This is a genomic window from Tardiphaga sp. 866_E4_N1_4, assembly GCF_052076075.1.
GTDB lineage: Bacteria > Pseudomonadota > Alphaproteobacteria > Rhizobiales > Xanthobacteraceae > Tardiphaga > Tardiphaga robiniae.
Map to the genome: position 1 here is coordinate 4,800,669 of NZ_CP197242.1, position 23,824 is coordinate 4,824,492.

General features: G+C 62.4%; 29 protein-coding genes. 21 read left to right on the plus strand and 8 right to left on the minus strand.

Annotated elements, in window-relative coordinates; all coding sequences use genetic code 11:
• Window positions 1–112 precede the first annotated feature (112 nt).
• Window positions 113–727, minus strand: coding sequence for a glutathione transferase GstA (gstA, locus tag AB8B20_RS23150; RefSeq protein ID WP_184513026.1), 615 nt, complete (start codon window positions 725–727; stop codon window positions 113–115).
• Between the two features lie 125 nt (window positions 728–852).
• Here gstA and AB8B20_RS23155 point away from each other — a divergent pair, with 125 nt between their 5' ends.
• The 5 genes from AB8B20_RS23155 (at window position 853) to AB8B20_RS23175 (ending at window position 4,374) form a co-directional block, all read left to right on the plus strand.
• Window positions 853–1,353 carry a MarR family winged helix-turn-helix transcriptional regulator gene (locus tag AB8B20_RS23155; protein ID WP_068732586.1) on the plus strand — a complete coding sequence of 167 codons (501 nt, stop codon included), beginning with the start codon at window positions 853–855 and terminating at the stop codon, window positions 1,351–1,353.
• Between the two features lie 96 nt (window positions 1,354–1,449).
• Entirely contained in the window at window positions 1,450–2,820 is a 1,371-nt protein-coding gene (locus AB8B20_RS23160; RefSeq protein ID WP_093761676.1) for a glutamate--cysteine ligase, read from the plus strand.
• A 149-nt stretch (window positions 2,821–2,969) separates the two neighbouring features.
• Window positions 2,970–3,485: a PAN domain-containing protein gene (locus AB8B20_RS23165; protein WP_244628372.1), complete on the plus strand. Its 516-nt coding sequence runs from the start codon at window positions 2,970–2,972 to the stop codon at window positions 3,483–3,485.
• Between the two features lie 27 nt (window positions 3,486–3,512).
• Entirely contained in the window at window positions 3,513–3,872 is a 360-nt protein-coding gene (locus tag AB8B20_RS23170) for a DUF6152 family protein (RefSeq protein ID WP_439073436.1), read from the plus strand.
• A 10-nt stretch (window positions 3,873–3,882) separates the two neighbouring features.
• Window positions 3,883–4,374: a DUF6644 family protein gene (locus tag AB8B20_RS23175; protein ID WP_439073435.1), complete on the plus strand. Its 492-nt coding sequence runs from the start codon at window positions 3,883–3,885 to the stop codon at window positions 4,372–4,374.
• A gap of 16 nt (window positions 4,375–4,390) precedes the next feature.
• Here AB8B20_RS23175 and lepB read toward each other — a convergent pair whose 3' ends face one another.
• Both lepB and tldD read right to left on the minus strand, forming a co-directional pair.
• The gene (lepB, locus tag AB8B20_RS23180) at window positions 4,391–5,167 is read right to left on the minus strand and encodes a signal peptidase I (RefSeq protein ID WP_320446419.1); all 777 of its coding nucleotides are present in this window, start codon (window positions 5,165–5,167) and stop codon (window positions 4,391–4,393) included.
• Window positions 5,164–6,591, minus strand: coding sequence for a metalloprotease TldD (gene tldD, locus AB8B20_RS23185; protein WP_439073434.1), 1,428 nt, complete (start codon window positions 6,589–6,591; stop codon window positions 5,164–5,166). Before tldD ends, lepB begins: the two co-directional genes overlap by 4 nt.
• 342 nt (window positions 6,592–6,933) lie before the next feature.
• Between tldD and AB8B20_RS23190 the strand changes: the two genes are divergently transcribed.
• Window positions 6,934–8,118: a PepSY-associated TM helix domain-containing protein gene (locus AB8B20_RS23190; protein WP_439073433.1), complete on the plus strand. Its 1,185-nt coding sequence runs from the start codon at window positions 6,934–6,936 to the stop codon at window positions 8,116–8,118.
• Between the two features lie 17 nt (window positions 8,119–8,135).
• Here the strand turns inward: AB8B20_RS23190 and AB8B20_RS23195 are convergent, their stop codons facing one another.
• Window positions 8,136–8,468 (minus strand): winged helix-turn-helix transcriptional regulator, encoded by a 333-nt coding sequence (locus AB8B20_RS23195; protein WP_410001902.1) that lies wholly within the window; start codon window positions 8,466–8,468, stop codon window positions 8,136–8,138.
• Between the two features lie 233 nt (window positions 8,469–8,701).
• Here AB8B20_RS23195 and AB8B20_RS23200 point away from each other — a divergent pair, with 233 nt between their 5' ends.
• The 3 genes from AB8B20_RS23200 to AB8B20_RS23210 all read left to right on the plus strand — a co-directional run bounded on the left by AB8B20_RS23200 (window position 8,702) and on the right by AB8B20_RS23210 (window position 10,368).
• Window positions 8,702–9,085 (plus strand): DoxX family protein, encoded by a 384-nt coding sequence (locus tag AB8B20_RS23200; RefSeq protein ID WP_439073432.1) that lies wholly within the window; start codon window positions 8,702–8,704, stop codon window positions 9,083–9,085.
• 91 nt (window positions 9,086–9,176) lie between these two features.
• A complete protein-coding gene (locus AB8B20_RS23205; RefSeq protein WP_439073431.1) occupies window positions 9,177–9,689 on the plus strand; it encodes a DsrE family protein in 513 nt (170 codons plus the stop codon).
• A 46-nt stretch (window positions 9,690–9,735) separates the two neighbouring features.
• On the plus strand, window positions 9,736–10,368 hold the full coding sequence (locus AB8B20_RS23210) for a TlpA family protein disulfide reductase (protein WP_439073430.1): 633 nt from the start codon (window positions 9,736–9,738) through the stop codon (window positions 10,366–10,368).
• An 18-nt stretch (window positions 10,369–10,386) separates the two neighbouring features.
• Here AB8B20_RS23210 and AB8B20_RS23215 read toward each other — a convergent pair whose 3' ends face one another.
• The gene (locus tag AB8B20_RS23215; protein WP_231078358.1) at window positions 10,387–10,947 is read right to left on the minus strand and encodes an invasion associated locus B family protein; all 561 of its coding nucleotides are present in this window, start codon (window positions 10,945–10,947) and stop codon (window positions 10,387–10,389) included.
• A 483-nt stretch (window positions 10,948–11,430) separates the two neighbouring features.
• Here AB8B20_RS23215 and coxB point away from each other — a divergent pair, with 483 nt between their 5' ends.
• From coxB to AB8B20_RS23275, 12 genes are all read left to right on the plus strand, one after another.
• Window positions 11,431–12,276: a cytochrome c oxidase subunit II gene (gene coxB, locus AB8B20_RS23220; RefSeq protein WP_089266828.1), complete on the plus strand. Its 846-nt coding sequence runs from the start codon at window positions 11,431–11,433 to the stop codon at window positions 12,274–12,276.
• Window positions 12,277–12,380: 104 nt separating this feature from the next.
• Window positions 12,381–14,006: a cytochrome c oxidase subunit I gene (ctaD, locus tag AB8B20_RS23225; protein WP_068732612.1), complete on the plus strand. Its 1,626-nt coding sequence runs from the start codon at window positions 12,381–12,383 to the stop codon at window positions 14,004–14,006.
• A 101-nt stretch (window positions 14,007–14,107) separates the two neighbouring features.
• Window positions 14,108–15,049 carry a heme o synthase gene (locus AB8B20_RS23230; RefSeq protein ID WP_439074050.1) on the plus strand — a complete coding sequence of 314 codons (942 nt, stop codon included), beginning with the start codon at window positions 14,108–14,110 and terminating at the stop codon, window positions 15,047–15,049.
• Between the two features lie 16 nt (window positions 15,050–15,065).
• Window positions 15,066–15,239, plus strand: coding sequence for a CoxF protein (locus AB8B20_RS23235; RefSeq protein ID WP_439073429.1), 174 nt, complete (start codon window positions 15,066–15,068; stop codon window positions 15,237–15,239).
• Window positions 15,240–15,257: 18 nt separating this feature from the next.
• Complete coding sequence (locus tag AB8B20_RS23240; RefSeq protein WP_175365930.1) at window positions 15,258–15,908, plus strand: cytochrome c oxidase assembly protein; 651 nt, start codon at window positions 15,258–15,260, stop codon at window positions 15,906–15,908.
• Window positions 15,909–16,004: 96 nt separating this feature from the next.
• Window positions 16,005–16,862 (plus strand): cytochrome c oxidase subunit 3, encoded by an 858-nt coding sequence (locus AB8B20_RS23245; protein ID WP_089266832.1) that lies wholly within the window; start codon window positions 16,005–16,007, stop codon window positions 16,860–16,862.
• 79 nt (window positions 16,863–16,941) lie between these two features.
• Window positions 16,942–17,337, plus strand: a complete 396-nt coding sequence (locus AB8B20_RS23250) for a DUF983 domain-containing protein (protein WP_439073428.1) — start codon at window positions 16,942–16,944, stop codon at window positions 17,335–17,337.
• The gene (locus AB8B20_RS23255; RefSeq protein WP_439073427.1) at window positions 17,334–18,089 is read left to right on the plus strand and encodes an SURF1 family protein; all 756 of its coding nucleotides are present in this window, start codon (window positions 17,334–17,336) and stop codon (window positions 18,087–18,089) included. Before AB8B20_RS23250 ends, AB8B20_RS23255 begins: the two co-directional genes overlap by 4 nt.
• A 128-nt stretch (window positions 18,090–18,217) precedes the next feature.
• Window positions 18,218–19,633, plus strand: coding sequence for a threonine synthase (thrC, locus tag AB8B20_RS23260; protein ID WP_175365934.1), 1,416 nt, complete (start codon window positions 18,218–18,220; stop codon window positions 19,631–19,633).
• A complete protein-coding gene (locus AB8B20_RS23265) occupies window positions 19,633–20,922 on the plus strand; it encodes a M16 family metallopeptidase (RefSeq protein ID WP_093761650.1) in 1,290 nt (429 codons plus the stop codon). The genes thrC and AB8B20_RS23265 overlap by 1 nt, the downstream gene beginning before the upstream one ends.
• A 34-nt stretch (window positions 20,923–20,956) precedes the next feature.
• Window positions 20,957–21,544 (plus strand): GNAT family N-acetyltransferase, encoded by a 588-nt coding sequence (locus tag AB8B20_RS23270; protein WP_175365935.1) that lies wholly within the window; start codon window positions 20,957–20,959, stop codon window positions 21,542–21,544.
• A 154-nt stretch (window positions 21,545–21,698) separates the two neighbouring features.
• Window positions 21,699–22,379, plus strand: a complete 681-nt coding sequence (locus tag AB8B20_RS23275; RefSeq protein WP_439073426.1) for a hypothetical protein — start codon at window positions 21,699–21,701, stop codon at window positions 22,377–22,379.
• A 72-nt stretch (window positions 22,380–22,451) separates the two neighbouring features.
• On the opposite strand, the gene AB8B20_RS23280 is transcribed toward AB8B20_RS23275, so the two are convergent.
• The 3 genes from AB8B20_RS23280 to AB8B20_RS23290 all read right to left on the minus strand — a co-directional run bounded on the left by AB8B20_RS23280 (window position 22,452) and on the right by AB8B20_RS23290 (window position 23,804).
• Window positions 22,452–22,940, minus strand: a complete 489-nt coding sequence (locus AB8B20_RS23280; protein WP_439073425.1) for a F0F1 ATP synthase subunit B family protein — start codon at window positions 22,938–22,940, stop codon at window positions 22,452–22,454.
• 4 nt (window positions 22,941–22,944) lie between these two features.
• Window positions 22,945–23,514, minus strand: coding sequence for a F0F1 ATP synthase subunit B family protein (locus AB8B20_RS23285; protein WP_184513054.1), 570 nt, complete (start codon window positions 23,512–23,514; stop codon window positions 22,945–22,947).
• Between the two features lie 62 nt (window positions 23,515–23,576).
• Window positions 23,577–23,804 carry a F0F1 ATP synthase subunit C gene (locus tag AB8B20_RS23290; protein ID WP_068732626.1) on the minus strand — a complete coding sequence of 76 codons (228 nt, stop codon included), beginning with the start codon at window positions 23,802–23,804 and terminating at the stop codon, window positions 23,577–23,579.
• Between the last annotated feature and the right edge of the window lie 20 nt (window positions 23,805–23,824).

The following is a 23,824-nucleotide window of genomic DNA, read 5'->3' on the forward strand; positions in this document are numbered from 1 at the left end:
GGGACGACAGCGCCAAGTCTATCATGTGGTGATCAACACGGCATCCAACACAAACAAAAAAGGGCCGGATCATTGATCCGGCCCTTTCGTATTTCAGCGCGATGCCAGCAGCTTACGCTGCCTTCATCAGGCCTTCCTTCTCCAGCGCGGCCTGCACTTGCGGACGGGCAGCGACGCGGTCCTTGTAGGTCATCAGGTTCTTGAATTCGGAGAGATCGATGCTCATCCGGTCGGCCCATTTCAGCATGACGAACAGATAGCCGTCAGCGACGCTGAAATCCTTACCCAGCAGGTAGTCTTTGCCTGCGAGCTGGCCATCGAGATATTTGAACTTGCCCATCAGGCGGGTCTTGAAGAAGCCCTTCACTTCGTCATCGAACACCGGCTGGAACAACGGGCTGAAGTTCTTGTGCAGCTCGCCGTTGATGAAGCCAAGATACTCCTGCAGCTGACGGCGCTCATCGCTGCCATGGGTCGGCGCCAGATTTTTGGCAGCAGCCTGGTCGGCGATGTACTGCACGATAACCGGACCTTCGGTCACGAGCGCACCGCTGTCGAGGCCGAGGGCTGGCACCTGGCCCTTGGGGTTGATGGCGAGATAGTCGTCGCCATTTTCCAGCTTCTTGGCTTTGAGGTCGACCTTCACGAGATCGTAAGGCAGGCCAGCTTCGAGAAGTGCGATATGAGGCGAGAGCGAACAGGCGCCTGGCGAATAATACAGCTTCATCGAAAATTCCTCCCTGAGGACATTGGTTTAACCACGCGGGTGACTAAATGCATATGCATGAAAGAGTCAAGATTGATGCAGCTGCATCAAGTGGGCTAGGGTGCCGCCACCATTTGGACTGAGCCATGAAACGTAAACCTTCCACCGAGGCGACAGCCGCCTGGATCCGCCTGATGCGAATCCAGAGCCGGGTGCTGGACGGCGTCGAGCAGGACCTCAAGCGCGCCGGTTTTCCGCCGCTCGCATGGTACGACGCGTTGGCCGAGTTGTCGCGCTCGCCGACCGGCGAGATGCGTCCGGTCGAGCTCGAAAAGCAGATGCTGATACCGCAATATTCGACATCGCGGCTGATCGATCGTCTGGTCGACGAAGGCCTGGCTGCACGCCGCGAATGCAAGATGGACAAGCGCGGCCTGTTCGTCGAAATCACGGCTGCCGGGCGCGAGTTGCACAAGAAGATGGGCTGCGCCTATTCAACGGCAATCGAGAAACATGTCGGCTCGAAACTGTCCGACGCAGATGCAGCAAAACTGTGCGGCCTGCTCGACCGGCTCGGCTGCGCGTGCCAAGAAGCGGCATCGACAGTGACATCGCCGGCCGCCAGAGACGCCGCGCCGGCGCGATGAACCTTAAATTTTTGCCTGCGTTCGCGACCCGCACGGGCCGCGGGCGTTCCCGACACCGCGCGCAACAGATTGCAGCGCCTTTCATTCGGAATTTCCATGGCGCGTGACCAAATCGATATGACGCCGCTGCAGTCGCGCGACGAACTCGTGGCGTGGCTGGCGGCGGGCGTGAAGCCGCCATCGGAATTCCGCATCGGCACCGAACACGAGAAGACGCCGTTTACGCTGAACGGTCACAATCCCGTGCCTTACGAAGGCCCGCGCGGCATCGGCGCGGTGCTTGACGGTATGAAGCATCTGCTCGGCTGGGAGCCGATCATGGAAGCCGGCAATATCATCGGCCTCTATGATGTCACCGGCGGCGGCGCAATCTCGCTTGAGCCCGGCGGCCAGTTTGAATTGTCGGGCGCGCCGGTGGAGACAGTCCACCAGACGCAGTCCGAACTGATGGCGCATCTGGCGCAGGTGCGCGAAGTGGCGACGCCGCTCGGCATTGGCTTTCTGGGTCTCGGTCTTACGCCGTCGTGGTCGCGCGCGCAGATTCCGGTGATGCCCAAGGGGCGCTACAAGATCATGACCAACTACATGCCCAAAGTGGGCCAGTACGGTCTGGACATGATGTACCGGACCTGCACGGTGCAGACCAATCTCGACTTCTCCTCGGAAGCGGACATGGTCAAGAAGCTGCGCGTTTCCGTTGCGCTGCAGCCGATCGCGACCGCCTTGTTCGCCAATTCGCCATTCACCGAAGGCAAGCCGAACGGCTTCCTGTCGTTCCGATCCGAAGTCTGGCGCGACACCGACAATGCCCGCTCCGGCATGATCCCGTGGGCGTTCGAAGACGGCATGGGCTTCGAGCGCTGGGTCGATTACGCGCTGGATGTTCCGATGTATTTCGTCAAGCGCGGCGACACTTACATCGATGTGTCCGGCTCGTCGTTCCGCGACTTCTTCGCGGGCAAGAACGAGAAGATACCCGGCGAGCGTCCCACTCTCTCGGATTGGGCCAATCATCTTTCGACGATTTTCCCGGAAGTCCGCCTGAAGCGCTATCTCGAAATGCGCGGCGCCGATGGCGTGCCGTCGGATCGTTTGCCGGCACTGTCGGCGTTCTGGGTCGGATTGCTTTATGACGACAGCGCCCTCAATGCGGCCTGGGATATCGTCAAGAACTGGACTGCGGCGGAGCGACAGGCGTTGCGCGACGATGTGCCGAAGTTGGGCTTCAAGGCGAAGATCAAGGATCGGTATCTGTTCGAAATCGCCAAAGAGTGTCTGTTGCTCGCCCATGGCGGCCTGCGCCGGCGCGGCAAGCTCGACGCGCACGGCCGCGATGAGTCCCACCATCTGGAGGCACTCGATCGGATCCTGGATTCCGGAAAGACTCCGGCCGAGCAGATGCTCGACAGGTTCCATGGCGCCTGGGGTGGCTCGGTGGCGCCCGCCTATAAGGAATACTGCTTCTAGATCAGCGGCTTGGCGAAGCTGAAAATCCGTTCATCAGCGGTACAGGTGACCGGCGTTCCAATGGCGTCCTTCTTATGCCGTTTGCAAACCGCTGAAAGTCATCCTGCATGCCGAGGAACCTGTTCAGAGCGTGTCTGACAGCCCTCGCCATGCTGTTGCTCGCAGCCGTTGCGCCCGCTCAGGCGCAAACCAATTTCGATCGCCCCGGCGGTGACTATTCGCGTTCGGTCTCACTGTCCGGCGATCCGGCCGAATGCGCGCTGATCTGCGAGCGCGACAAGAAGTGTCGTGCCTGGAGCTTCAACTATCCGAGCGACAATTCCGAAAACGCGGTGTGCTGGCTGAAAGACAAGGTGCCGCCGCGGGTCGAGAGCTATTGCTGCGTCTCCGGCGTGCGTGGCGCCGGCGTCATCGAACCGCGCACCGGTCCGGTGGAAACCTCGACTGATCGTTTTGGCGGCGACTATCGTTCGTTCGAGATCAAGAACGACGACAAGGCCGAGCACGGCGATGCCTGCCGCGATGCCTGCCAGGGCGACAATAAATGCCGCGCTTGGACCTTTGCGCGGCCCGGCTATGCCGGCAAGAATGCGCGCTGCTTCCTGAAGAACGACATCAAGCCGCCGCGGCGAAAACCGGGTTTCATCTCGGGCGTTGTGAGGTAGCATTCCGGCAATAAAGGGAGTTGAGCCATGACGCGTCTCCTGCCCGCAGTAACATTCGCTGGATTACTGATTGCTGTTACGACGGTCGCCGCCGTCGCCCATCACGGTTGGGGCAGCTACGACGCTGCCAACCCGGTCACCGTGAACGGTCCTGTCGAAAACAGCAAATTCGAGAACCCGCACGCGACGATCGTGATCAAGGGGGCCGACAAGGCCTGGACTGTCACTCTTGCGCCGACCTCCCGCATGACGGCGCGCGGGGCGTCTGCCGATATCGTGGCCGTCGGCAAGACCGTCTCGGCCTTCGGCTATCTATCCACCGTCGAGAAGGACGAGATGCGCGCCGAACGCATCACCGTGGACGGCAAAACCTACGAACTGCGATAGCGTTACGGGCATGACAGAAGGCGCGCCCGCAATCTTCATGGCGATGGAAGCATCCGCAATTGGCGCAGCGATCCGGCAATCGCGCTGGCTCTATATGTCCGCCAATATCGGCCACATCGTTGCGCTGATGTTCTTCGCCGGTGCCATTGCGGTGATGGATGTCCGGCTTGCAGGCGGGTTGGCTGCAACGGCGCCCGGTCCGCTGCTGCGCAGGGCGCGCCGCTTTGCCATTGCCGGATTTCTCGGCCTCGTGCTCACCGGCGGCATTCTGTTTACCGCCGAAGCGAGTCATGTGGTGCTGAACCGCGTGTTTCAGATCAAGGCGGCCCTGATCGCGCTGGGCTTGCTCAATGTCGTCTGGGTTGAGGCGATCATCGTGCCGAAGATCGCAGCGTTGCCGCCGCTGTCACCGATGCCTGTGGGCGCGCGGCAAGGCGCGCTGGCATCAATCGCCATCTGGTTCGCGGTCGCCATATGCGGCCGCGCCATTGCTTATTTCTGAGCTGCCATCGCGGTGCTCAATGCACCCCGGTAAAGAACCGCGCCATGCGGAAGCCCGATAGCCAGTTGGTGACTGGCTGGTTGCGCACGCCGAGATCCCATGAGCCGACGATGGCGTCGACCCGGCCGACGAGGTTATCCATCGGCAGCAGGCCGACGCCGCCTTGGCTGACCGGCACGCGGCTGTCGGCGGAGTTGTCGCGGTTGTCGCCCATCACGAACAGGTGGTCGGGGGGAATGACGACTTCCGGCGTGTTGTCGAGGCGGCCGTTGTCGCGCAGCTTGAAAATCGGATGCGACACGCCGCCGGGCAGCGTTTCGACGTAACGATGCGCCGGTTCGGAGCCGCCGCTATCGTCTTCCGCGGCACCGATGCCGTCGGCCTTCACCGAAGTCGCGACGCCATTGAGCCAGACCTGACCGCCGCGCAGTTCGACGCGGTCGCCGGGCAGGCCGATCACACGCTTGACCCAGACCTGGGAGCGGTCGCCGGGCCAGCGAAACACCACGACATCGCCGCGCTTCGGCGTGGTCGCGAAGACGCGGCCGGTCTCGGGAAGGGAGACATGGATCGGCAGCGAAGCTGTTGAGTAGCCGTAGGGAAACTTTGTCGCCAGCAATGCATCGCCGATCAGCAGCGTCGGCTCCATGGAGGCCGACGGCACATAGAACGGTTCGGCGAGGGCGCCCTTGGCCACGAAGACGATGCCGACAATCGCGACGATCTGTGCCAGCTGGCCGGACCAGCGCTTTGCAGTCGATGCGACGGTTGTGGTTTCCGTATCCGTGGTCACTGGCCCGTTCCTCCGATGGTCACCTTGTCCATGCGCAGCGTCGGCTGGCCGACGCCGACCGGCACGCCCTGGCCGTGCTTGCCGCAAGTCCCGATGCCGTCATCGAGCGCGAGATCGTTGCCGATCATGCTGATGCGGTGCAGGTCGGTCGGACCGTTGCCGATCATCATCGCGCCCTTCAGCGGCGCGCCGATCTTGCCATTCTCGATCTTGTAGGCCTCGGTGCACTGAAACACGTATTTGCCGGAGGTTATGTCGACCTGGCCGCCGCCGAAGTTCACCGCATAGATGCCGTTCTTCACCGAAGCCAGAATCTCCGCGGGATTGCGCTGGCCGGCGAGCATGTAGGTGTTGGTCATGCGCGGCATCGGCACATGGGCATAGCCCTGACGACGGCCGTTGCCGGTCGGCTTCATGCCCATCAGGCGCGCGTTCTGGCGGTCCTGCATGTAGCCGACAAGGATACCGTCCTCGATCAGCGTTGTGCGATTGGTGGGCGTGCCTTCGTCGTCGATGGACAGCGAGCCGCGGCGTGACGAGATGGTGCCGTCATCGACCACGGTGACGCCCTTGGCGGCAACCTGCTGACCCATCAGACCGGCGAAAGCCGAGGTCTGCTTGCGGTTGAAATCGCCTTCGAGTCCGTGGCCGACGGCTTCATGCAGCATCACGCCGGGCCAGCCGGGGCCGAGCACCACATCCATTTCGCCGGCAGGGGCCGGGATCGATTCCAGGTTCACCAGCGCCTCGCGCAGCGCGCCGTCGGCTGCCGTGCGCCACGAACCGCTCTCGATGAAGCGCGCATAGCCCTCGCGGCCGCCATAGCCCTTCGAGCCGCTTTCCTGCCGATCACCCTGACCGGCGACGACGGAGATATTCACGCGGACCAGCGGACGGATGTCGCGATAGCTCTCGCCGTCCGGGCGCAGGATTTCGACCACCTGCCAGGTGGCGCCGAGGGAGACCGAGACCTGGCGGACGCGCGGGTCCTTGTCGCGCACATAGGCGTCGATTTCGGCCAGCAGCTTGACCTTGGCCTCGAAGCCCGGCGCGTCCAGCGGATTGTCGTCACTATAGAGCCGCACATTGGTATGCGAGGGGGCTGCGGCAAAGGTACCGGCATAGCCGCCACGGACCGCATTGACCGCATCGGCCGCACGGATCAGCGCCGGGATCGAGACGTCGGAGGAATGCGCATAGCCGACCGCATCGTCCTTGACGGCGCGAAGGCCAAAACCCTGCGCGGTGTCGTAGGTCGCCTGCTTCAGCCGGCCGTTGTCGAAGCCAAGCGCCTCGGACTGGCTGTATTCAAGAAACAGCTCGCCATCGTCAGCTCCCTGAAGCCCCCGCATGAGCTCGCGGCGAACCTCGTCGCGGTCCAGATTGGCGCGGTCGATCAGGGAGGTGGTGGCTGGGCTGGTCATGCAGGCTCCAATGTCAGCGGCGCGGCCCGGGCGCCAGGCGCGGGGCCACGATTTCAATTTGTAGCGACAACCCGGGGATGGGTCGCCTTACAATGGCGTAACCTGCGGCGAAACAGGCGATTCAAACCAAGATAGGTGCTGTTTTGACAAAAAGGGAGGCCTGCACATCGCCGGGGCGAGATCCTCTGGGGGCAACCGTGCCAGCCATGATGGGCTACCTTGGAGCTATTACAAACTGCGCTCCGATGCGCCTCAGGCTGCGGTGCGGTAGACCTCCGAGCATCATCCTGTGTGAACGGTATTCCTTGCAGGACTAATCTCTTCTGGCAATTATCGCTTTTCATGGCCTCACGAACCAAATCCGCATTCCTGCAAGTCCATTCCATCATCGGCCTGGCGATCTCGCTGATCCTGGGCCTGATCGGTCTGACCGGCGCCATGCTGAGCTTCGAGGACGAAATCGTCGCTGCGTTGAACCGCGATGTGACGAAAGTCGATCCGCGGCCTGCACCTGTGCTCGGACCTGATGCGCTGGTGGCGCGGGTTCAGGCGGTGCCGGGGGCGGGCAAGGTTGGCCTCATCGTCTTTTCGAGCGAACCGGGTATCGCCGTACGTATGCGCTTTGCCCGCAGCGAGACTGGGGAACGCTCGTCGGTCTATGTCGATCCCTATGACGGCCGCGTCGTCTCGGCGATGCAGGGGGAGGGCTTCTTTGCGACGCTGCGCAACCTGCACCGCTTTCTGCTGCTGCCCGGTAACGGCAATGGCTATGGCCGTCTAATCACCGGCGTCGCCGTGCTTGGCCTGTTGGTGTTGCTGATCTCCGGGATGGTGCTGCGCTGGCCGCGCCGTGTCGGCAGCATCAAGGCTTGGCTGAGGCCGAATCTGGCGATGCCCGGCCGTCCGTTTCACAGGTCGCTGCATAGCGTCGTCGGCACCTGGTTGCTGCCGGTCTATCTGGTGACCATTCTCACCGGCCTTTGGTGGTCGTTCGACTGGTACAAGGCCAGCGCGACCTGGCTGCTGTCGAGCAAGCCCGCTGCGAGTGCGCCGGCAATGCGCGCAGCAAAGGGGGGCGCCAAAGCACCTGCCGCTGATGTGCCTGCGGTTCCGTCCCTCGACAAGGTCTGGTCGACGTTTCTGGCTGATCAGGGCAGCCGCTATGCGATGGCGATCATGCAGGTGCCGAACGGACCGGGCAGTGTCGTGCGTATCCGCTCGGTGGCAAAGGATGCGTCATTCGATGAAGCGCGCGATGATTTCCGCATCGATGGCGTGACCGGCCGCATGGTGTCGGCAGAGCTCTACAACGACAAGACATTCGGTGAGCGCATTCTGGCCGCGGTGCTGCACATCCACACCGGTGCATTCCTGGGGCTGCCCGGTCGCATCGTGTTCTTGCTGGCCGCGGCCTTGATGCCGCTGTTCACCGTGACCGGCTTCATCCTGTATTTCTCGCGCCGCCGCCTGCGCGCGGCATCGAAGCCCGGGCGCCGTCATGCGGTCAACCTGGTGCCCGGCGAGTAAGCCGCTCCGTTCCCGGATCAAGGATGAGTCAGGGGCGCTGCGCTCTCGTCGGAGCCGGATGAGGTCGCGGATCGAGCCTGCATCGCAGAGAAATGCGCCTGCGACCATCGGAACAGTTCGTCGAAGACCGGCCTGAGCGCTCTCGCCGATTCCGTGATTTCATATTCCACCCTCGGAGGGATCTCGGCGAAGACCGTGCGCTTGACGAGTCCGTTGGACTCAAGATCGCGCAGTTGTGTCGTCAGCATGTGTTGCGTGACACTCGGAATCGCTCGCTGCAGTTCTCCAAACCGGTGTTTGCTCTGGACCAGTTGCCAGAGGATCTCACATTTCCATTTGCCGGTAATCATCCCCAGCGCCCGATGAAAATCTTCTACTTCCCGTCCCTGCTGACATTCGGGGAGCGCGATATCGCCTGTTTTTCCATTAGTCATGTTTTTCATACTATCTCAGAAAAAGCATTCTACTTGTCTTTTTCATCTTACTGCCGAAATTTGTGCTTCGAAAGCGCGCCGTGGATCTGAAGCAGACTTTGTCGTCAGCCGCGCCGCCGAAACCGTTTTGACCATCTTCGGAGCTGCCCATGTCATCGTCTTCCGTCACCTCGTCAGCACCGCGGCGCTGGACCTCCATCAGTCTCTGGGCCGTCAGGGGCTTGCTCGCTCTTGCGTTCGCCGCTGCGGGGACTGCCAAGCTTTACGGCGTGCCGATGCTCGTCGAGGAGTTCGAACATATCGGCCTTGGGCAATGGTTCCGCTATCTGACCGGCGCGCTCGAAATCCTCGGAGCGGTCCTGATCATCATTCCGTCAACGGTCGCGTTTGGCGCGGCCCTCCTGTGCTGCATCATGATCGGTGCGATTTTCACGCATGTGTTTGTCATTGGTGGTTCGCCGATTCCGGCGATCGTGCTGCTCGCATTGAGCGGTATCGTGGCTTACGCCAAGCGCAGCATGATCCTCAGGTAGCGAGTGCTCATCGCTCTCATCCGGCCATCCACGGATTGCCGTTGGAAAAAGCCGAACGTTTCAGTGTGCTCGAGTTCAGGTGATGAGTTCAATGCGGAGTTATAGCGGCAAGGCTTTGGCCACGGTGGCGTTCGGTCTGGCGTTTGCGGCACCGTTATTCGTCACGCTGGCTTTGACGGATGCAGGGTCCGCCATTTCAAAGCCGTGGGCGCCGGAGACGAAGCCTGCGGCGGCCAAGACACATCGTCTCGTACTGCAGATCAACACTGACGACCCGACCGTCATGAGAGCGCTGATTTCGACGTCGCTGAACCTGCCGAAATACTACCGGGAGACGAAGCAGGACTTCTCGATCGAAATCGTCGCTTACAACGCCGGCATTCATATGTTTCGAGTGGACACGTCGCCGGTCAAGGAACTGCTGAAGGTCGTTCAGGCCCTGACCCCTGACATTCGCTTTGTGGTCTGCGAAGCGACCAAGCTCGGTATGGAGCGCAGCGAGGGCCATCCGATTTCGTTTATCGATAACGTTCAGATGGTTCCGAGCGGGCCTGGACGGATCATCGAGCTACAGGAAGCGGGTTGGTCCTATATCCGATCCTGAGCGGCACACTTCGCTACCCTATTTGATGCCCATCGGAGGCTGGACCGTGACAACACCGCACCGCGGACGGGCTATTACTCGCTCGCCAATCTCGCGACGTACGCTGCTCAAAGGGGCATTGGCCACGACGGCCGCATTGGCTGTGAGGGGCGCTGCCGCGGATGCGCGGCCTGATGGGCCGCCGCCCTTTGGCACCGCCCGGCATCAGTTCACCGTCATCCGGGGAGCGCGGCCGATCCCGTCCGTTGCGGTGCCTCGCCTCGTTGGCAAGCCGGTTGATCTGACCGCGTTTCCAGGAAAGGTCGTTCTGGTCAATTTCTGGGCGACATGGTGCCCGGCCTGCAAGACCGAGTTGCCGATCCTTGATCGGCTTCAGGACATCGAGACACACGCAAATCTGCAGGTTATCGCGATCGCCACCGATCGCGCAGACGTTGCTTCGTTCGTGCGCAACCTGAAGCTGAGGCACCTCGATGTCGGTATCGATCCCGGTGGACTGGTCGCACGTGCCGGCGAGGTTGCCGCTCCGGATACCCCGTTCAGCCTCTATGCGATGCCTATCTCATATCTGATCGGAACGAGGGGGCAGGTCGAGGGGTATCTTGCTGGAGAGGCCGACTGGACGTCTGAAGATGCCCGGCGATTGCTGGACTATTACAGAGGGCGCGGTTCCGGCTAATGCTGCCGGGTTCAAGGCCTATGGCAGCTTGTCGTAACCCTCGCCGATGCCGTTGAGGCTGAGCGGGAAGCCGATGCCTTCTTCGGGCGTTTCGAAGATGATGAAGGTGGCAGTTTTGGCGGTGCGGAGCTGGGCGAGCAGCTTGTCGTCCATCACGACTTCGGCAACGCAGCCATTGGGCAGGCAGCGCACGAAGCCGGCGCGGCCGACGTCCTGATTGTCGAGCTTGAGGCCGAGGCCGGACGGCAGCAGCACACCGAGCGGCGCCACCACGCGCATCAGCTTGCTCTTCTGGTCGGCGGTCTTCAGCACGATCACCGTCAGGCCGGCATTGGAACGGTCTTCCGCCACCACGCTCTGGATCAGGGCACATTGCTCGGCCTGGGCGCCGGGCGGGGTATCGCAGCGGATTTGCCAGTCGCCATGAACCGAGCGCACCGCACCCTGGGCGCTGGCGGTAGTCGGGACGGCGGCGATCGCCGCCAGGGCGAGACAACCGAGCGCCAGCCGGCGCCAGCCTGCGATCCCATGGGCCGGGCGGTTCAGGGTCGGTTTATGCTGCAACTTCGAGTGCCCCATCCGGGTCGATTCCTTAGGCGGTGACGTGGTGGTCGTAGTCCAGGGCAGCACGCTTGACGCTGTCTGTCCGGAGGATTTTTCCAGACCACGGAATGATACGGCAATGACGGCGCCTTGAAGGCATCCACGGAGCCACGAAAGCGCTCGCAGGCGCGAATCAGCATCCTGCCGATCGCCTGATCTGTGCCTACATCGGACAATTCCGCTGTCAAGCGCCGTTCGGCTGCCGCGCGCCTCTTTATGCCTGATTTCATGCAGCAATTGCGACCTTCGTTCAATACCGCCGAATGCATTACGGGATGCGCCACTCCTGCATTGCGACAGACCGCGAATTATGGTTTGAGAGGCTAGATTTCGACGCATTCTAACAACTGCCTCCAGGCCAATCACTTGGGCGTTTTGGCAAATTGGCAGGGTGCGGATCGGGCGGCATAATTCGGCGACAGGCCGAAATGCGACAGTAAATATGGGAGCGCGAGCGGCATGAGGATGTCGAGGGGCCAGATTGGCCGCCGGTTGCTGGGGTTAGCAGTTGTTGGGGCCGGGCTTGCTTTTGGCGGTGCTGCATTCGCAGAGGTGATGGGCCAGCCCGCGCCGTGGGAATTCAAGCTGCAGGAAGCCGCCACGCCGGTGATGGAGAACATCACCTGGTTTCATAATTTTCTGCTCTGGCTGATCACCGCCATCACACTGTTCGTGCTTGTACTTCTCGTCATCGTGGTGATGAAGTTCAACTCCAAGGCCAACCCGGTCGCCTCCAAGACCACGCACAACACGCTGATCGAAGTGGCGTGGACGATCATCCCGGTTCTGATCCTGGTCGCAGTTGCGGTGCCGTCGTTCCGTCTGCTGTTCCTGGAACTCGATATTCCGAAAGCCGACCTGACCATCAAGGCAACCGGCAAGCAGTGGTTCTGGACCTACAGCTATCCCGACAACGGCCCGTTCGAGTTCGACTCGCTGATGGCCACCGACAAGCAGCCGCGCCTGCTCGCCGTTGATAACGAAGTCGTCGTTCCCGTGAACAAGGTCGTGCGCGTGCAGACGACCGCCGCGGACGTCATCCATTCCTTCGCGATCCCGTCCTTCGGCATCAAGATCGACGCCGTTCCGGGCCGTCTGAACGAAACCTGGTTCAAGGCCACCAAGACCGGCATGTTCTACGGCCAGTGCTCGGAACTGTGCGGCAAGGATCACGCGTTCATGCCGATCGCGATCCGCGTCGTCAGCGATCAGGAATTTACCGCATGGGTCGAGACCGCGAAGAAGAAGTTCGCGTCCAATCCGGCGAATTCCTACGCTTCGGCCGGAACCGCTGTGGCGCAGTAAGCGGGTGACGGAGCCGCGAGGCTCCGCACGCACTGTAAGAAATTAGGGCGAGGGGACCGCAAGGTCCGAAAGACTGCCAGAAGAAGACAAAGCAGGATTTGAAAATGGCAACGACCGCGGCAACACCGGCTCACGACGACCACGCCCACGATGATCATGCGCATGCGCATCCGACGGGGTGGCGGCGCTACGTCTATTCGACGAACCATAAGGACATCGGCACGATGTACCTTATCTTCGCGATTGTGGCGGGCGTCATCGGCGGCATCATGTCGATCCTGATCCGCATCGAGTTGATGTATCCGGGCGTCCAGATCTTCCACGAAAGCCACACCTACAACGTCTTCGTCACCTCGCACGGTCTGATCATGATCTTCTTCATGGTGATGCCCGCGATGATCGGCGGTTTCGGCAACTGGATGGTGCCGCTGATGATCGGTGCGCCGGACATGGCCTTCCCGCGCATGAACAACGTGTCGTTCTGGCTGCTGCCGGCCGCCTTTGCGCTGCTCATCATCTCGACCTTCGTGGAAGGTGAGCCCGGTGCCAACGGCGTCGGTGCCGGCTGGACCATGTATGCGCCGCTCTCGACATCGGGCCATCCGGGTCCCGCCGTCGACTTCGCGATTCTGGCGCTGCATCTCGCCGGTGCATCGTCGATCCTCGGTGCCATCAACTTCATCACCACCATCTTCAACATGCGCGCGCCGGGCATGACCCTGCACAAGATGCCGCTGTTCGTGTGGTCGATCCTGGTCACCGTGTTCCTGCTGCTGCTGTCGCTGCCGGTTCTGGCGGGCGCCATCACCATGCTGCTGACGGATCGTAACTTCGGCACAACCTTCTTCGCCGCAGACGGCGGCGGTGATCCGATCCTGTTCCAGCATCTGTTCTGGTTCTTCGGTCACCCCGAAGTGTACATCCTGATTCTGCCTGGCTTCGGCATGATCTCGCAGATCATCTCGACCTTCTCGAAGAAGCCGGTGTTCGGCTATCTCGGCATGGCCTATGCGATGGTCGCCATCGGCGGCATCGGCTTCGTCGTCTGGGCGCACCACATGTACACCGTCGGCATGTCGTCGGCGACGCAGGCCTACTTCGTTGCCGCCACCATGGTCATCGCGGTACCAACCGGCGTGAAGATCTTCTCCTGGATCGCCACGATGTGGGGCGGTTCCATCGAGTTCAAAGCGCCGATGCTGTGGGCCGTGGGCTTCATCTTCCTGTTCACCCTCGGCGGCGTCACCGGCGTCGTGCTGGCCAATGCCGGCGTCGATCGCGTGCTGCAGGACACCTACTATGTGGTCGCGCACTTCCACTACGTGCTGTCGCTGGGCGCCGTGTTCGCCATCTTCGCCGGCTGGTATTACTGGTTCCCGAAGATGTTCGGCTACATGTATTCGGAAACCATCGCCAAGGCGCATTTCTGGGTCACCTTCATTGGCGTGAATCTGGTGTTCTTCCCGCAGCACTTCCTGGGTCTGTCGGGGATGCCGCGCCGCTATGTCGACTATCCGGATGCCTTCGCCGGCTGGAACCTGGTCTCGTCGATCGGCTCCTACATCTCCGGCTTTGCCGTACTGATCTTCATCTACGGCGTGATCGAAGCTTTCGTCCGCAAGGAACAGGCTGCGAACAATCCGTGGGGTTCGGGCGCGACCACGCTGGAATGGACCCTGAGCTCGCCACCGCCGTTCCATCAGTTCGAAGTGCTGCCGCGCGTTCAGTAAGTGGTTTTCGTGCGGCGCTCTTGGGTGCCGCACCGAGTTAATGCCTCCGCCGAACTCGCAAGAGTTTCGGCGGAGTGCTCGTAACAAAAGTGAGAATGATCTTGTCCGTCCTCGACCACCATACCATCGACCTGTCTGCCCCCCGCATCTCCGAAGCGGGTGTTGCCGACTACATCGCGCTGCTCAAGCCGCGGGTGATGTCGCTGGTCGTGTTCACGGCGATGGTCGGTTATTTCCTGGCGCCGGGCGATCATCACCCGGTGCTGGCGATCACCTCGATCCTCTGTATCGCTGTCGGCGGCGGCGCCTCCGGCGCGCTGAACATGTGGTACGAAGCCGATATCGACGCGCTGATGTCGCGCACCGCCAACCGCCCGATCCCGCGCGGTCGCATCACGCGACCGGAAGCGCTGACCTTCGGTCTGGTGCTGGCCTTCTTCTCGGTGATGACGCTCGGCATCCTCGTCAACTGGCTCGCCGGCGCGCTGCTCGCTTTCACCATCTTCTTCTATGTCGTGATCTACACCATCGCTCTGAAGCGCTGGACCGCGCAGAACATCGTCATCGGCGGTGCCGCCGGTGCGCTGCCGCCAGTCGTCGCCTGGGCTGCGGCGTCAGGAACGCTCTCGATGGAGCCGGTCCTGCTGTTCTTGATCATCTTCTTCTGGACCCCGCCGCATTTCTGGGCGCTGGCCCTGTTCCGCAACGACGATTACGCCCGCGCCGGCGTGCCGATGCTGCCGGTGGTCGCCGGTCCCGACGCGACCCGGCTGCAGATCCTGCTCTACACCGTCGTGCTGGTCGCAACTGCCGTCGCGCCTTGGCCACTCGGTTATTTCTCGGCCGTCTACGGCACGGCTTCGCTGATCCTTGGCGCCGGCATGATGTATCTCGCCGTCGAGGTCTATCGTCTGCGCGAAGGCACGCCTGCCAATCGCGCGACGCGCAAGCTGTTTGCGTTCTCGATCGTCTATCTGTTCGCGCTGTTTGCCATTCTGCTGCTCGAGGTGGTCGTGAAGGCCATCCTCCCGCTGGTCTGGTAGAGGGGCGCATGATCCGATGGACAATGAGCACAAGCCTACCGAGCCAGAGGGCATCGTCCTCACCGAGGCCCAGAAGAGGAGCCGGCGCGAACGGTCGCTGGCTATCGCCTGGGCGCTCGGCATTCTCGTCGTACTGTTCTTTGCCGTCACCATGGTCAAAGGGCCGGCCGTTCTCATCCGGCCCATGTAATGACAAAAGCTGAGTGACATGACCGATCAGCCGCAGATCCAGCCAGTCGAAGTGAGCAGCCCGCGCAGCGATAAGAATGCGCGCCGCGGTCTGGGCCGTGATGCGACTGTGGCTGCGGCTTGCGGTCTGCTGGTGGCCTTCATGGTCGGCGCGTCCTACGCCGCCGTGCCACTGTATAACTGGTTCTGCCGCGCCACCGGCTTCAACGGCACCACGATGGTGGCGAGTTCGGCACCCGCGACGGGCCCGATCGCACGCAAGATCGCCGTCCGCTTCGACGCCAATGTGTCCGGCGGCCTGCCATGGAAATTCGTCCCGGAGCAGAGCGAGATCGAGGTCAAGATCGGCGAGGTTGTGACCGTGTTCTACACCGTGACCAACCAGTCCGCCCGTACCACCTCCGCACAGGCCGCCTATAATGTGGCGCCGCTGACGGTGGGTGCGTATTTCCAGAAGATCAATTGCTTCTGCTTCACCGACCAGACCCTGGCGCCCGGTGAGAAGCGCGAAATGCCCGTCGTATTCTATGTCGATCCTGCGCTGGCCGCGGATAGCGAGAATGACGGACTGAAGTCGATCACACTGTCCTACACGTTCTACCCCCTGCGCGATCCGGCGCCGAAGCCATTGGCGGCGACGGAGACTGACAAGCGCAAGGGTAACCTCTAAGAGAAAGCTCTGAGAGAAATCCCGGAGCGTTCCGCGTTATAAAATTGAGAGAACTCGCACCGGCTTCAACCGGCGCAGCTGACGGAGAGAACCGCAATGGCTACGGCGCAAGCAAAGCACCACGACTATCACCTCGTCGATCCCTCGCCGTGGCCGGCGGTAGGCTCGCTGTTCGCCTTCATCATGGCGGTTGGCGCGGTCAGCTGGATGCACCACATGTATGCCGCGGCGCCCATCGTGTTCGGCGTCGGCACCATCGGCGTGCTCTACGTGTTCGCAAGCTGGTGGACCGACGTGGTCCGCGAAGCCCAGTACAAGGGCGACCACACCCGCGTGGTGCAGATCAGTCACCGTTACGGCATGATCCTGTTCATCGCCTCGGAAGTGATGTTCTTCGTCGCCTGGTTCTGGGCCTACTTCAATTCGTCGCTGTTCCCCGGCGATCCCGTTCACGCCACCCGCGAGGCGCTGTTCGGTGGCGTCTGGCCGCCGAAGGGCATCCAGACCTTCGACCCCTGGCACCTGCCGCTGCTCAACACGCTGATCCTGCTGACCTCGGGCACGACCGTCACCTGGGCGCACCACGCGCTGCTGGAAGGCGATCGCAAGGCCGTCAAGTATGCGCTGATCCTCACCGTGCTGCTCGGCGCAGCCTTCTCCTGCGTGCAGGCGTTCGAATATGCCCACGCCGCTTTCGGCTTCAAGGGCAACATCTACGGTGCGACCTTCTTCATGGCGACCGGCTTCCATGGTTTCCACGTGCTGGTCGGCACCATCTTCCTCTTGGTCTGCCTGTTCCGCGTCTATGCCGGCCACTTCACGCCGAAGCAGCACCTCGGCTTCGAATTCGCCGCCTGGTACTGGCACTTCGTGGACGTGGTCTGGCTGTTCCTGTTCGTCACGATCTATGTCTGGGGCTATGGCGGCCCCATCGTCGGCGCAGCCGCGCACTGACCGCATTCGGTGCTACAAGAGGGCGGCCGCAGGGCCGCCCTTTTTCGTTGGCCTCTGCGGCGTGAAAGAATTCGACTCGATGCCCGATCAACTCGCTGCCCCCGTCACGCTCGGCCAGACCGTCATCCGCGGCCTTACCTGCAAATGCCCGCGCTGCGGTGCGGGCAAGCTCTATGCGGGCTTCATCAATCTGGCGCCGCGCTGCGAGCGTTGCGAACTGGACTATGCTTTCATCGACAGCGGCGATGGTCCGGCGATCTTCATCATCATGCTCGCCGGTGCCATCGTGGTCGGTTGCGCGCTGGTGGTGGAGGTCAAGTATCAGCCGCCATTCTGGCTGCATGCCGCATTGTGGCTGCCGCTGATTCTCGCGACCACGCTGCTGCCATTGCGCTCAATGAAGTCGCTGCTGATCGCCTTGCAATTCCACCACAAGGCCTCCGAAGGCCAACTCATCGATCGCACGCCGAAATGAACACAGTTGCAGCGCGCCGGCGCAGTATCACCGGTCTCGGCATCGTCACGCTCATCATCGTCGGTGTGCTCCTCAGCCTCGGCTTCTGGCAGTTGCAGCGCCGTACCGAGAAACACGCGTTGATCGCCGCACTCACGGAGCGCCTTGCAGGTGCGCCCGGCGCATTGCCCGCGCCGGCCACATGGAGCGCGCTGACCCCGACGAAGGACGAATTCCGCCGCGTCAGCTTCTCGGCCACCTACAAATCCGTGCCGGACGGCATGGTCTACAGCTCCGGCTCCGGCGTGCGGCCTGATGTACCGGGTCCGGTGACCTGGGCCTTCCTGCCGGCGCAGCTGGTATCCGGCGAGACTGTCGTGATCAATGCGGGCTTCGTGCAGAACACGATGCAGGATCGCGCCCAGCAGGACCGCGCCGTGCAGAAGCTCATCACCGGCACCCCCGTGACCCTGACCGGCTATCTGCGCTTTCCCGAAACCGCGGGCACGTTGACGCCCCATGACGACGTCAGCAAGCGCCTCTGGTTCAACCGGGACCAGCGCGCCATGGCGCAGGCGCTCGGCTGGGACCCTGTCGCGCCGTTCTATGTCGATCTGGAAAGCCCCGTGCCGGCCAACGCCATCCCGAAGCCCGGTCCGCTCGAAATCCATCTCAAGGATGACCACATGCAGTATGCCATCACCTGGTTTGGCCTCGCGGCCGCCGTGGTGATTGCCTTCGGGGTCTGGATCAGGGGCCAGCGGCGGGCCTGAACCCTGGCCAAAGTCGGTTTCCTCGCCCGGCGAAACCCATTATGGTGCCCTTCGATTTCACGCGGCGTGAAGTTTTAACCCCATTATTATCAAAGGCTTGGCGGTTTTCCGCGCCTTTGGAGGACGCTTTGACGACCTATATCTCGACGCGGGGAGAGGCCCCGAAACTCGGTTTTTGCGATGTCATGCTGACCGGGCTTGCCCGCGACGGCGGTCTCTACATTCCCGAGGTCTGGCCCCAGTTGTCAGCCGAGACCATCGCGTCGCTGTTCGGCCGGCCCTATTGGGAAGTCGCCGTCGAGGTGCTCCGGCCGTTCGTGGCCGGCGAGATTTCCGACGAAGATCTCGGGCGCATGGCCAATGAGGCCTATGCCACCTTCCGCCATCCCGCCGTGGTGCCGCTCGACCAGACCGCGCCGAACCAGTTCGTGCTCGAGCTGTTTCACGGCCCGACGCTGGCGTTCAAGGATGTCGCCATGCAGCTCATCGCGCGGCTGATGGATCACGTCCTCGCCAAGCGCAATCAGCGTACCACGATCGTGGTCGCGACCTCCGGGGACACCGGTGGCGCTGCCGTCGATGCCTTCGCCGGTCGCGACAATGTCGATCTCGTCGTACTGTTCCCAAACGGCCGTATTTCCGACGTGCAGCGTCGCATGATGACCACGACCGGCGCGTCGAACGTCCATGCGCTCGCCGTCGAGGGCCATTTCGACGATTGCCAGGCGATCGTGAAGGGTCTGTTCAATCATCACAAGTTTCGTGACGCCGTGTCGCTGTCGGGTGTGAACTCGATCAACTGGGCACGTATCGTTGCGCAGGTGGTTTACTACTTCACCTCGGCCGTTGCCGTCGGTGCGCCAGCGCGATCGGTCGATTTCACCGTGCCGACCGGCAATTTCGGCGACATCTTTGCGGGCTATGTGGCCAAGCGCATGGGTCTGCCGGTGCGCAAGCTGCGCGTTGCTGCCAACGTCAACGACATTCTCGATCGCACGCTCAAAACCGGCATCTACGAGGTGCGTGAGGTTCACGCCTCGTCGTCGCCGTCGATGGACATTCAGGTGTCGTCGAATTTCGAGCGCCTGCTGTTCGAAGCTTCCGGCCGCGATGCTGCGCTGGTGCGCGGCTTGATGGATTCGCTCAAACAGTCCGGCCGTTTCGTGCTGCCCGAGAAAGTGCTGACCGCGATCCGTGCCGATTTCGAATCCGGCCGCGCCGACGAGGACGAGACCTCGGCTGCCATTCGCGCCGCGTGGCGCGAAACCGGCGACCTGATCGATCCGCATACTGCCGTGGCATTGGCCGTCGCCGATCGCGACACCACCGAGATGCATGTGCCCAATGTCGTGTTGTCGACGGCGCATGCGGCAAAATTCCCCGATGCGGTGGAGGCGGCTTGCGGAGTGCGGCCGGCATTGCCGGTCTATCTGGAAGGGCTGATGACGAAGCCCGAGCATATTAAGGTCATGAAGAATGACCAAAGCGATATTGAGCAGTTCGTGCTGTCGGTCAGCCGTGCTGCGAAGCAAGGAGTGTCCTGATGACTGTCGAAGTTACCAAACTGCCTTCGGGCCTGACGGTCATCACCGATACCATGCCGCATCTGGAAACCGCAGCGCTCGGCGTCTGGACCGGCGTCGGTGGCCGCGATGAGAAGCCCAACGAGCACGGCATCTCGCATCTGCTTGAGCACATGGCGTTCAAGGGCACCAAGAAGCGTTCGTCGCGCGAGATCGTCGAGGAGATCGAGGCGGTCGGCGGCGATCTCAATGCCGCGACCTCGACCGAGACCACGGCCTATTACGCCCGCGTGATGAAGGCCGATGTGCCGCTGGCGCTCGATGTGCTCTCGGACATTCTCGCCAACCCCACTTTCGTGCCGGATGAGCTGGAGCGCGAGAAGAGCGTGATCGTGCAGGAGATCGGCGCGGCGCAGGATACGCCCGATGACGTCGTGTTCGAACATCTCAACGAGCTCTGCTATCCCGACCAGCCGATGGGCCGTTCGCTTCTGGGCACCGCCAAGACGCTGAAGGGGTTTGATCGCGACATGCTGCAGAGCTACCTGTCCACGCATTATCGCGGGCCGGACATGGTGGTGGCTGCAGCCGGCGCCGTGAATCATCGCCAGGTCGTGCATGAAGCCGCCGATCGCTTTTCCAGCTTCGAAGGCACGGCCGCTCCGAAGCCGCAGCCGGCGATGTTCGGCAAGGGCGGTTCGCGTGTGGTCAATCGCGATCTTGAACAGGCGCATCTGACGCTGGCGCTGGAAGGCTTGCCGCAATCGGACCTGTCGCTGTTCAGTCTGCAGGTTTTCACCAACATTCTCGGCGGCGGCATGTCCTCGCGGCTGTTCCAGGAAGTGCGTGAGAAGCGCGGCCTCTGCTATTCGATCTACACCTTCCACGCGCCCTATACCGACACCGGCTTCTTCGGTCTCTATACCGGCACCGATCCCACCGATGCGCCGGAGATGATGGAAGTCATCGTCGACGTCATCAACGAGTCGGTGGAGACATTGACCGAAGCCGAAATCGCGCGCGCCAAGGCGCAGATGAAGGCCGGTCTGCTGATGGCGCTGGAGAGCTGCAGCTCGCGCGCCGAGCAATTGGCGCGGCACATGCTGGCCTATGGCCGTCCGCTCACCGTGGAAGAGCTCGTCCAGCGCATCGATGATGTCAGCGTGGAATCGACCCGCAACGTCGCCCGTGGCCTGCTGACGCGCAGCCGCCCGGCCGTGGCGGCGCTCGGCAGCGGCCGGGGGCTGGACACGGCAGTGGCTTTTGCGGAAGGATTGACCCGCGCCAAGGACAAGAGCCTGCTCCACTAGGCAGGTGAGGTCCGAGGCATCAGGGAGCGAGCCTATGGCCCTGTTTCGTTTGCCATCGAGTATGCCGGCGGCGCTGGCGCCGCGCGGCTACGGCGTTGCGTTGCGCGCGCCCGTGATGAGCGATTTTCCGCAATGGGCCGATCTGCGTGAGCTGAGCCGGGGTTATCTCACACCGTGGGAGCCGATCTGGCCGTCAGACGACCTGACGCGCTCCGGCTTTCGCCGCCGGCTGCGCCGCTATGCCGACGATGCGTCCGCTGATCGCGCCTATCCGTTTCTGGTGTTTCGCGAGTCCGATGGCACGCTGCTGGGCGGCGTGACGCTCGCCAATGTGCGCCGGGGCATCGTCCAGGCCGGCACCATCGGCTACTGGGTCGGCCAGCCCTATACCGGGCAGGGCGTCATGACCGCGGCGCTGCGGGTGCTGTTGCCAACCTTGTTCGGCGAGTTGAACCTGCACCGCATCGAGGCCGCCTGCATTCCCAGCAACCTGCCGTCGGTGCGGGTGCTGGAGAAGTGTGGCTTCTCGCGCGAAGGACTGGCGCGGCGTTATCTCTGCATCAATGGCATCTGGCAGGATCACCTGCTTTACGGCATGCTGCATGAGGATTTCCGCGGGTAGTCGTGCTGCAACGCGATGTCCGGATGTGGCGCAATGGCGCGCATCTGTCCTCTCTCAAGCGCCTTGGGTTCGCCGCCATTGCGCTGTTATAAGGCCCTGCGCACGCCTTGGGCGGGGCTGCGCAAACGACTGAATTTCCGGGGATATCTTCATAATGCGAAACATTCGTTCGATGCCGATCAGCGGCCGCACCGGCGCGCTCCGCGGCCTGCTGGTGATCACTGCAGCAAGCCTGACGCTGGCCGGTTGCGGCGGCGGCAGCATGTTCGGCGGCGGTTCGCCGAGCAGCAGCGGCAGCCCGTCGATGACCGATCGCTTCACTCAGTTGTTCTCGGGCAAGTCCACCGAGGTCGGCGCGCCGCAGTCGCCGCAGACCGACGAGAACGATCTGACCTGCCCGAGCGTCAGCATCCGGCCGGGCGCCTCGACCTATGCGGTCGGCGCTGCGGGCAAGCCTGCGGTCGGCAACGATCTGGCTTTCCAGGCCACCATCACCCGGACGGCGCGCTCCTGCGATCTCAATGGCGGTCAGATCTCGGTCAAGATCGGCATCCAGGGCCGCGTCATCGTCGGGCCGGCCGGCGCGCCAGCAGTGGTCGATGTGCCGCTGCGTGTCGCCGTGGTGCAGGAGGGCGTGACGCCGAAGACCATCGCCACCAAGGTGTTCCAGACCAATGTGCAGATCGGCAGCGAGACCAGCGTGCCGTTCAGTCTGGTCGGTGAGGATCTCGTCTATCCCGTGCCCACAGGTACTGCAGGCGATTCCTACATCTTCTATATCGGCTTCGATCCGCAGGCCCTGAAATCGCAGGCACCCGCACGCAAGCGGCGCTAAGGGGCAATCCGAGCCAACAAAAAAGCCGGCGCGATCATCTCGCGCCGGCTTTTTCAGTTTGAAGTCTTTCGCTTAGTTCAGCTTGGAGCGAACTTCGCCGATGCCCTTGGTGATCAGGTCGTCGGCCACCGAGCCCTTTACCGACTGCGATAGCACCGAGGCCGCGGCATTCACTGCGGCTTCGGCTGCGGCTGCGCGAACGTCTGCGATCGCCTGGGCTTCCGCCATTGCGATCTTGCCCTCTGCGCTCTTGGTGCGGCGAGCGACAAAATCTTCCATCTTGGTCTTGGCTTCGGCGGCGATGCGCTCGGCCTCTTCCTTGGCGGACGTGATGATGTCCTGCGCTTCGCGCTCGGCCGCGGCATGACGCTTCTTGTAGTCGACGAGCAACGCGGCGGCTTCATCGCGCAGGCGACGGGCGTCGTCGAGTTCCTGCTTGATACGGACGCTGCGGTGGTCGAGCGCCGTCAGGATGGTGCGGTGAATACCGAACCAGCCGAACACCGCCATCAGAAGGACAAAAGCGACGGCGACCCAGAATTCAGCTTGAAGTCCGAACATCCGTTTATCCTTTCAGCGACGCGTCGAGCGCGGCGTTGACGGCGCCTGCATCCGGGTTGATGCCCGTCAGGCGTTCGACGATCGCCGAGGCCGTGTCCGCAGCAATGCTGCGCACATTGCCCATCGCCGTTGCGCGGGTGGTGGCGATGGTCTGCTCCGCTGCAGCAAGCTTGGTGGCAAGGCTCTCTTCGAGCTTCGCCTTGGCCTGCTCCTGTTCCGCATTGAGCTTCTCACGAACTTCGGTCGCCATCGCCTGCGCCTTGGCGCGGGCATTGGCGAGTTCGGTTTCGTAAGCCTTCAATGCAGCGTCGGAATCGCCCTTGAGCTTGGCGGCTTCGTTCAGGTCCGTATCGAGAACCTGCTGACGGGCCGCAAGCACGCCGCCGACGCGGGGCAGCGCCAGACGCGACACGATCAGATAGAGCAAGCCGAACGCGATCGCGAACGACACCAGCTGTGAAGCGAAGGTGTTGCTCTCGAACGGCGGAAACGACGCCTTGTGACCACCGTCTGCCGCAGTGTGTGCGGCAGTCCCGTGATCGGCGCCCTTGGATTTGCCCTGACCTTCAGCCACAGCAGTCTCCTTATCGATCGGAAGCACTCCAGGACGGAGCGGCAACCGGATCCGTTTTCAGCTTAGACGGCGAACAGCAGCAGCAGCGCGATCAGCAGCGAGAAGATGCCGAGCGCTTCGGTCACGGCGAAGCCGAAGATCAGGTTCGCGAACTGGCCCTGGGAAGCCGACGGATTGCGGAGCGCACCGTTGAGGAACTGGCTGAAGATCATGCCGACGCCGATGCCAGCGCCACCCATGCCGAGACAAGCAATGCCGGCGCCGATGTACTTCGCTGCGATGGGATCCATAGTAAAACTCCTTCTTGGGA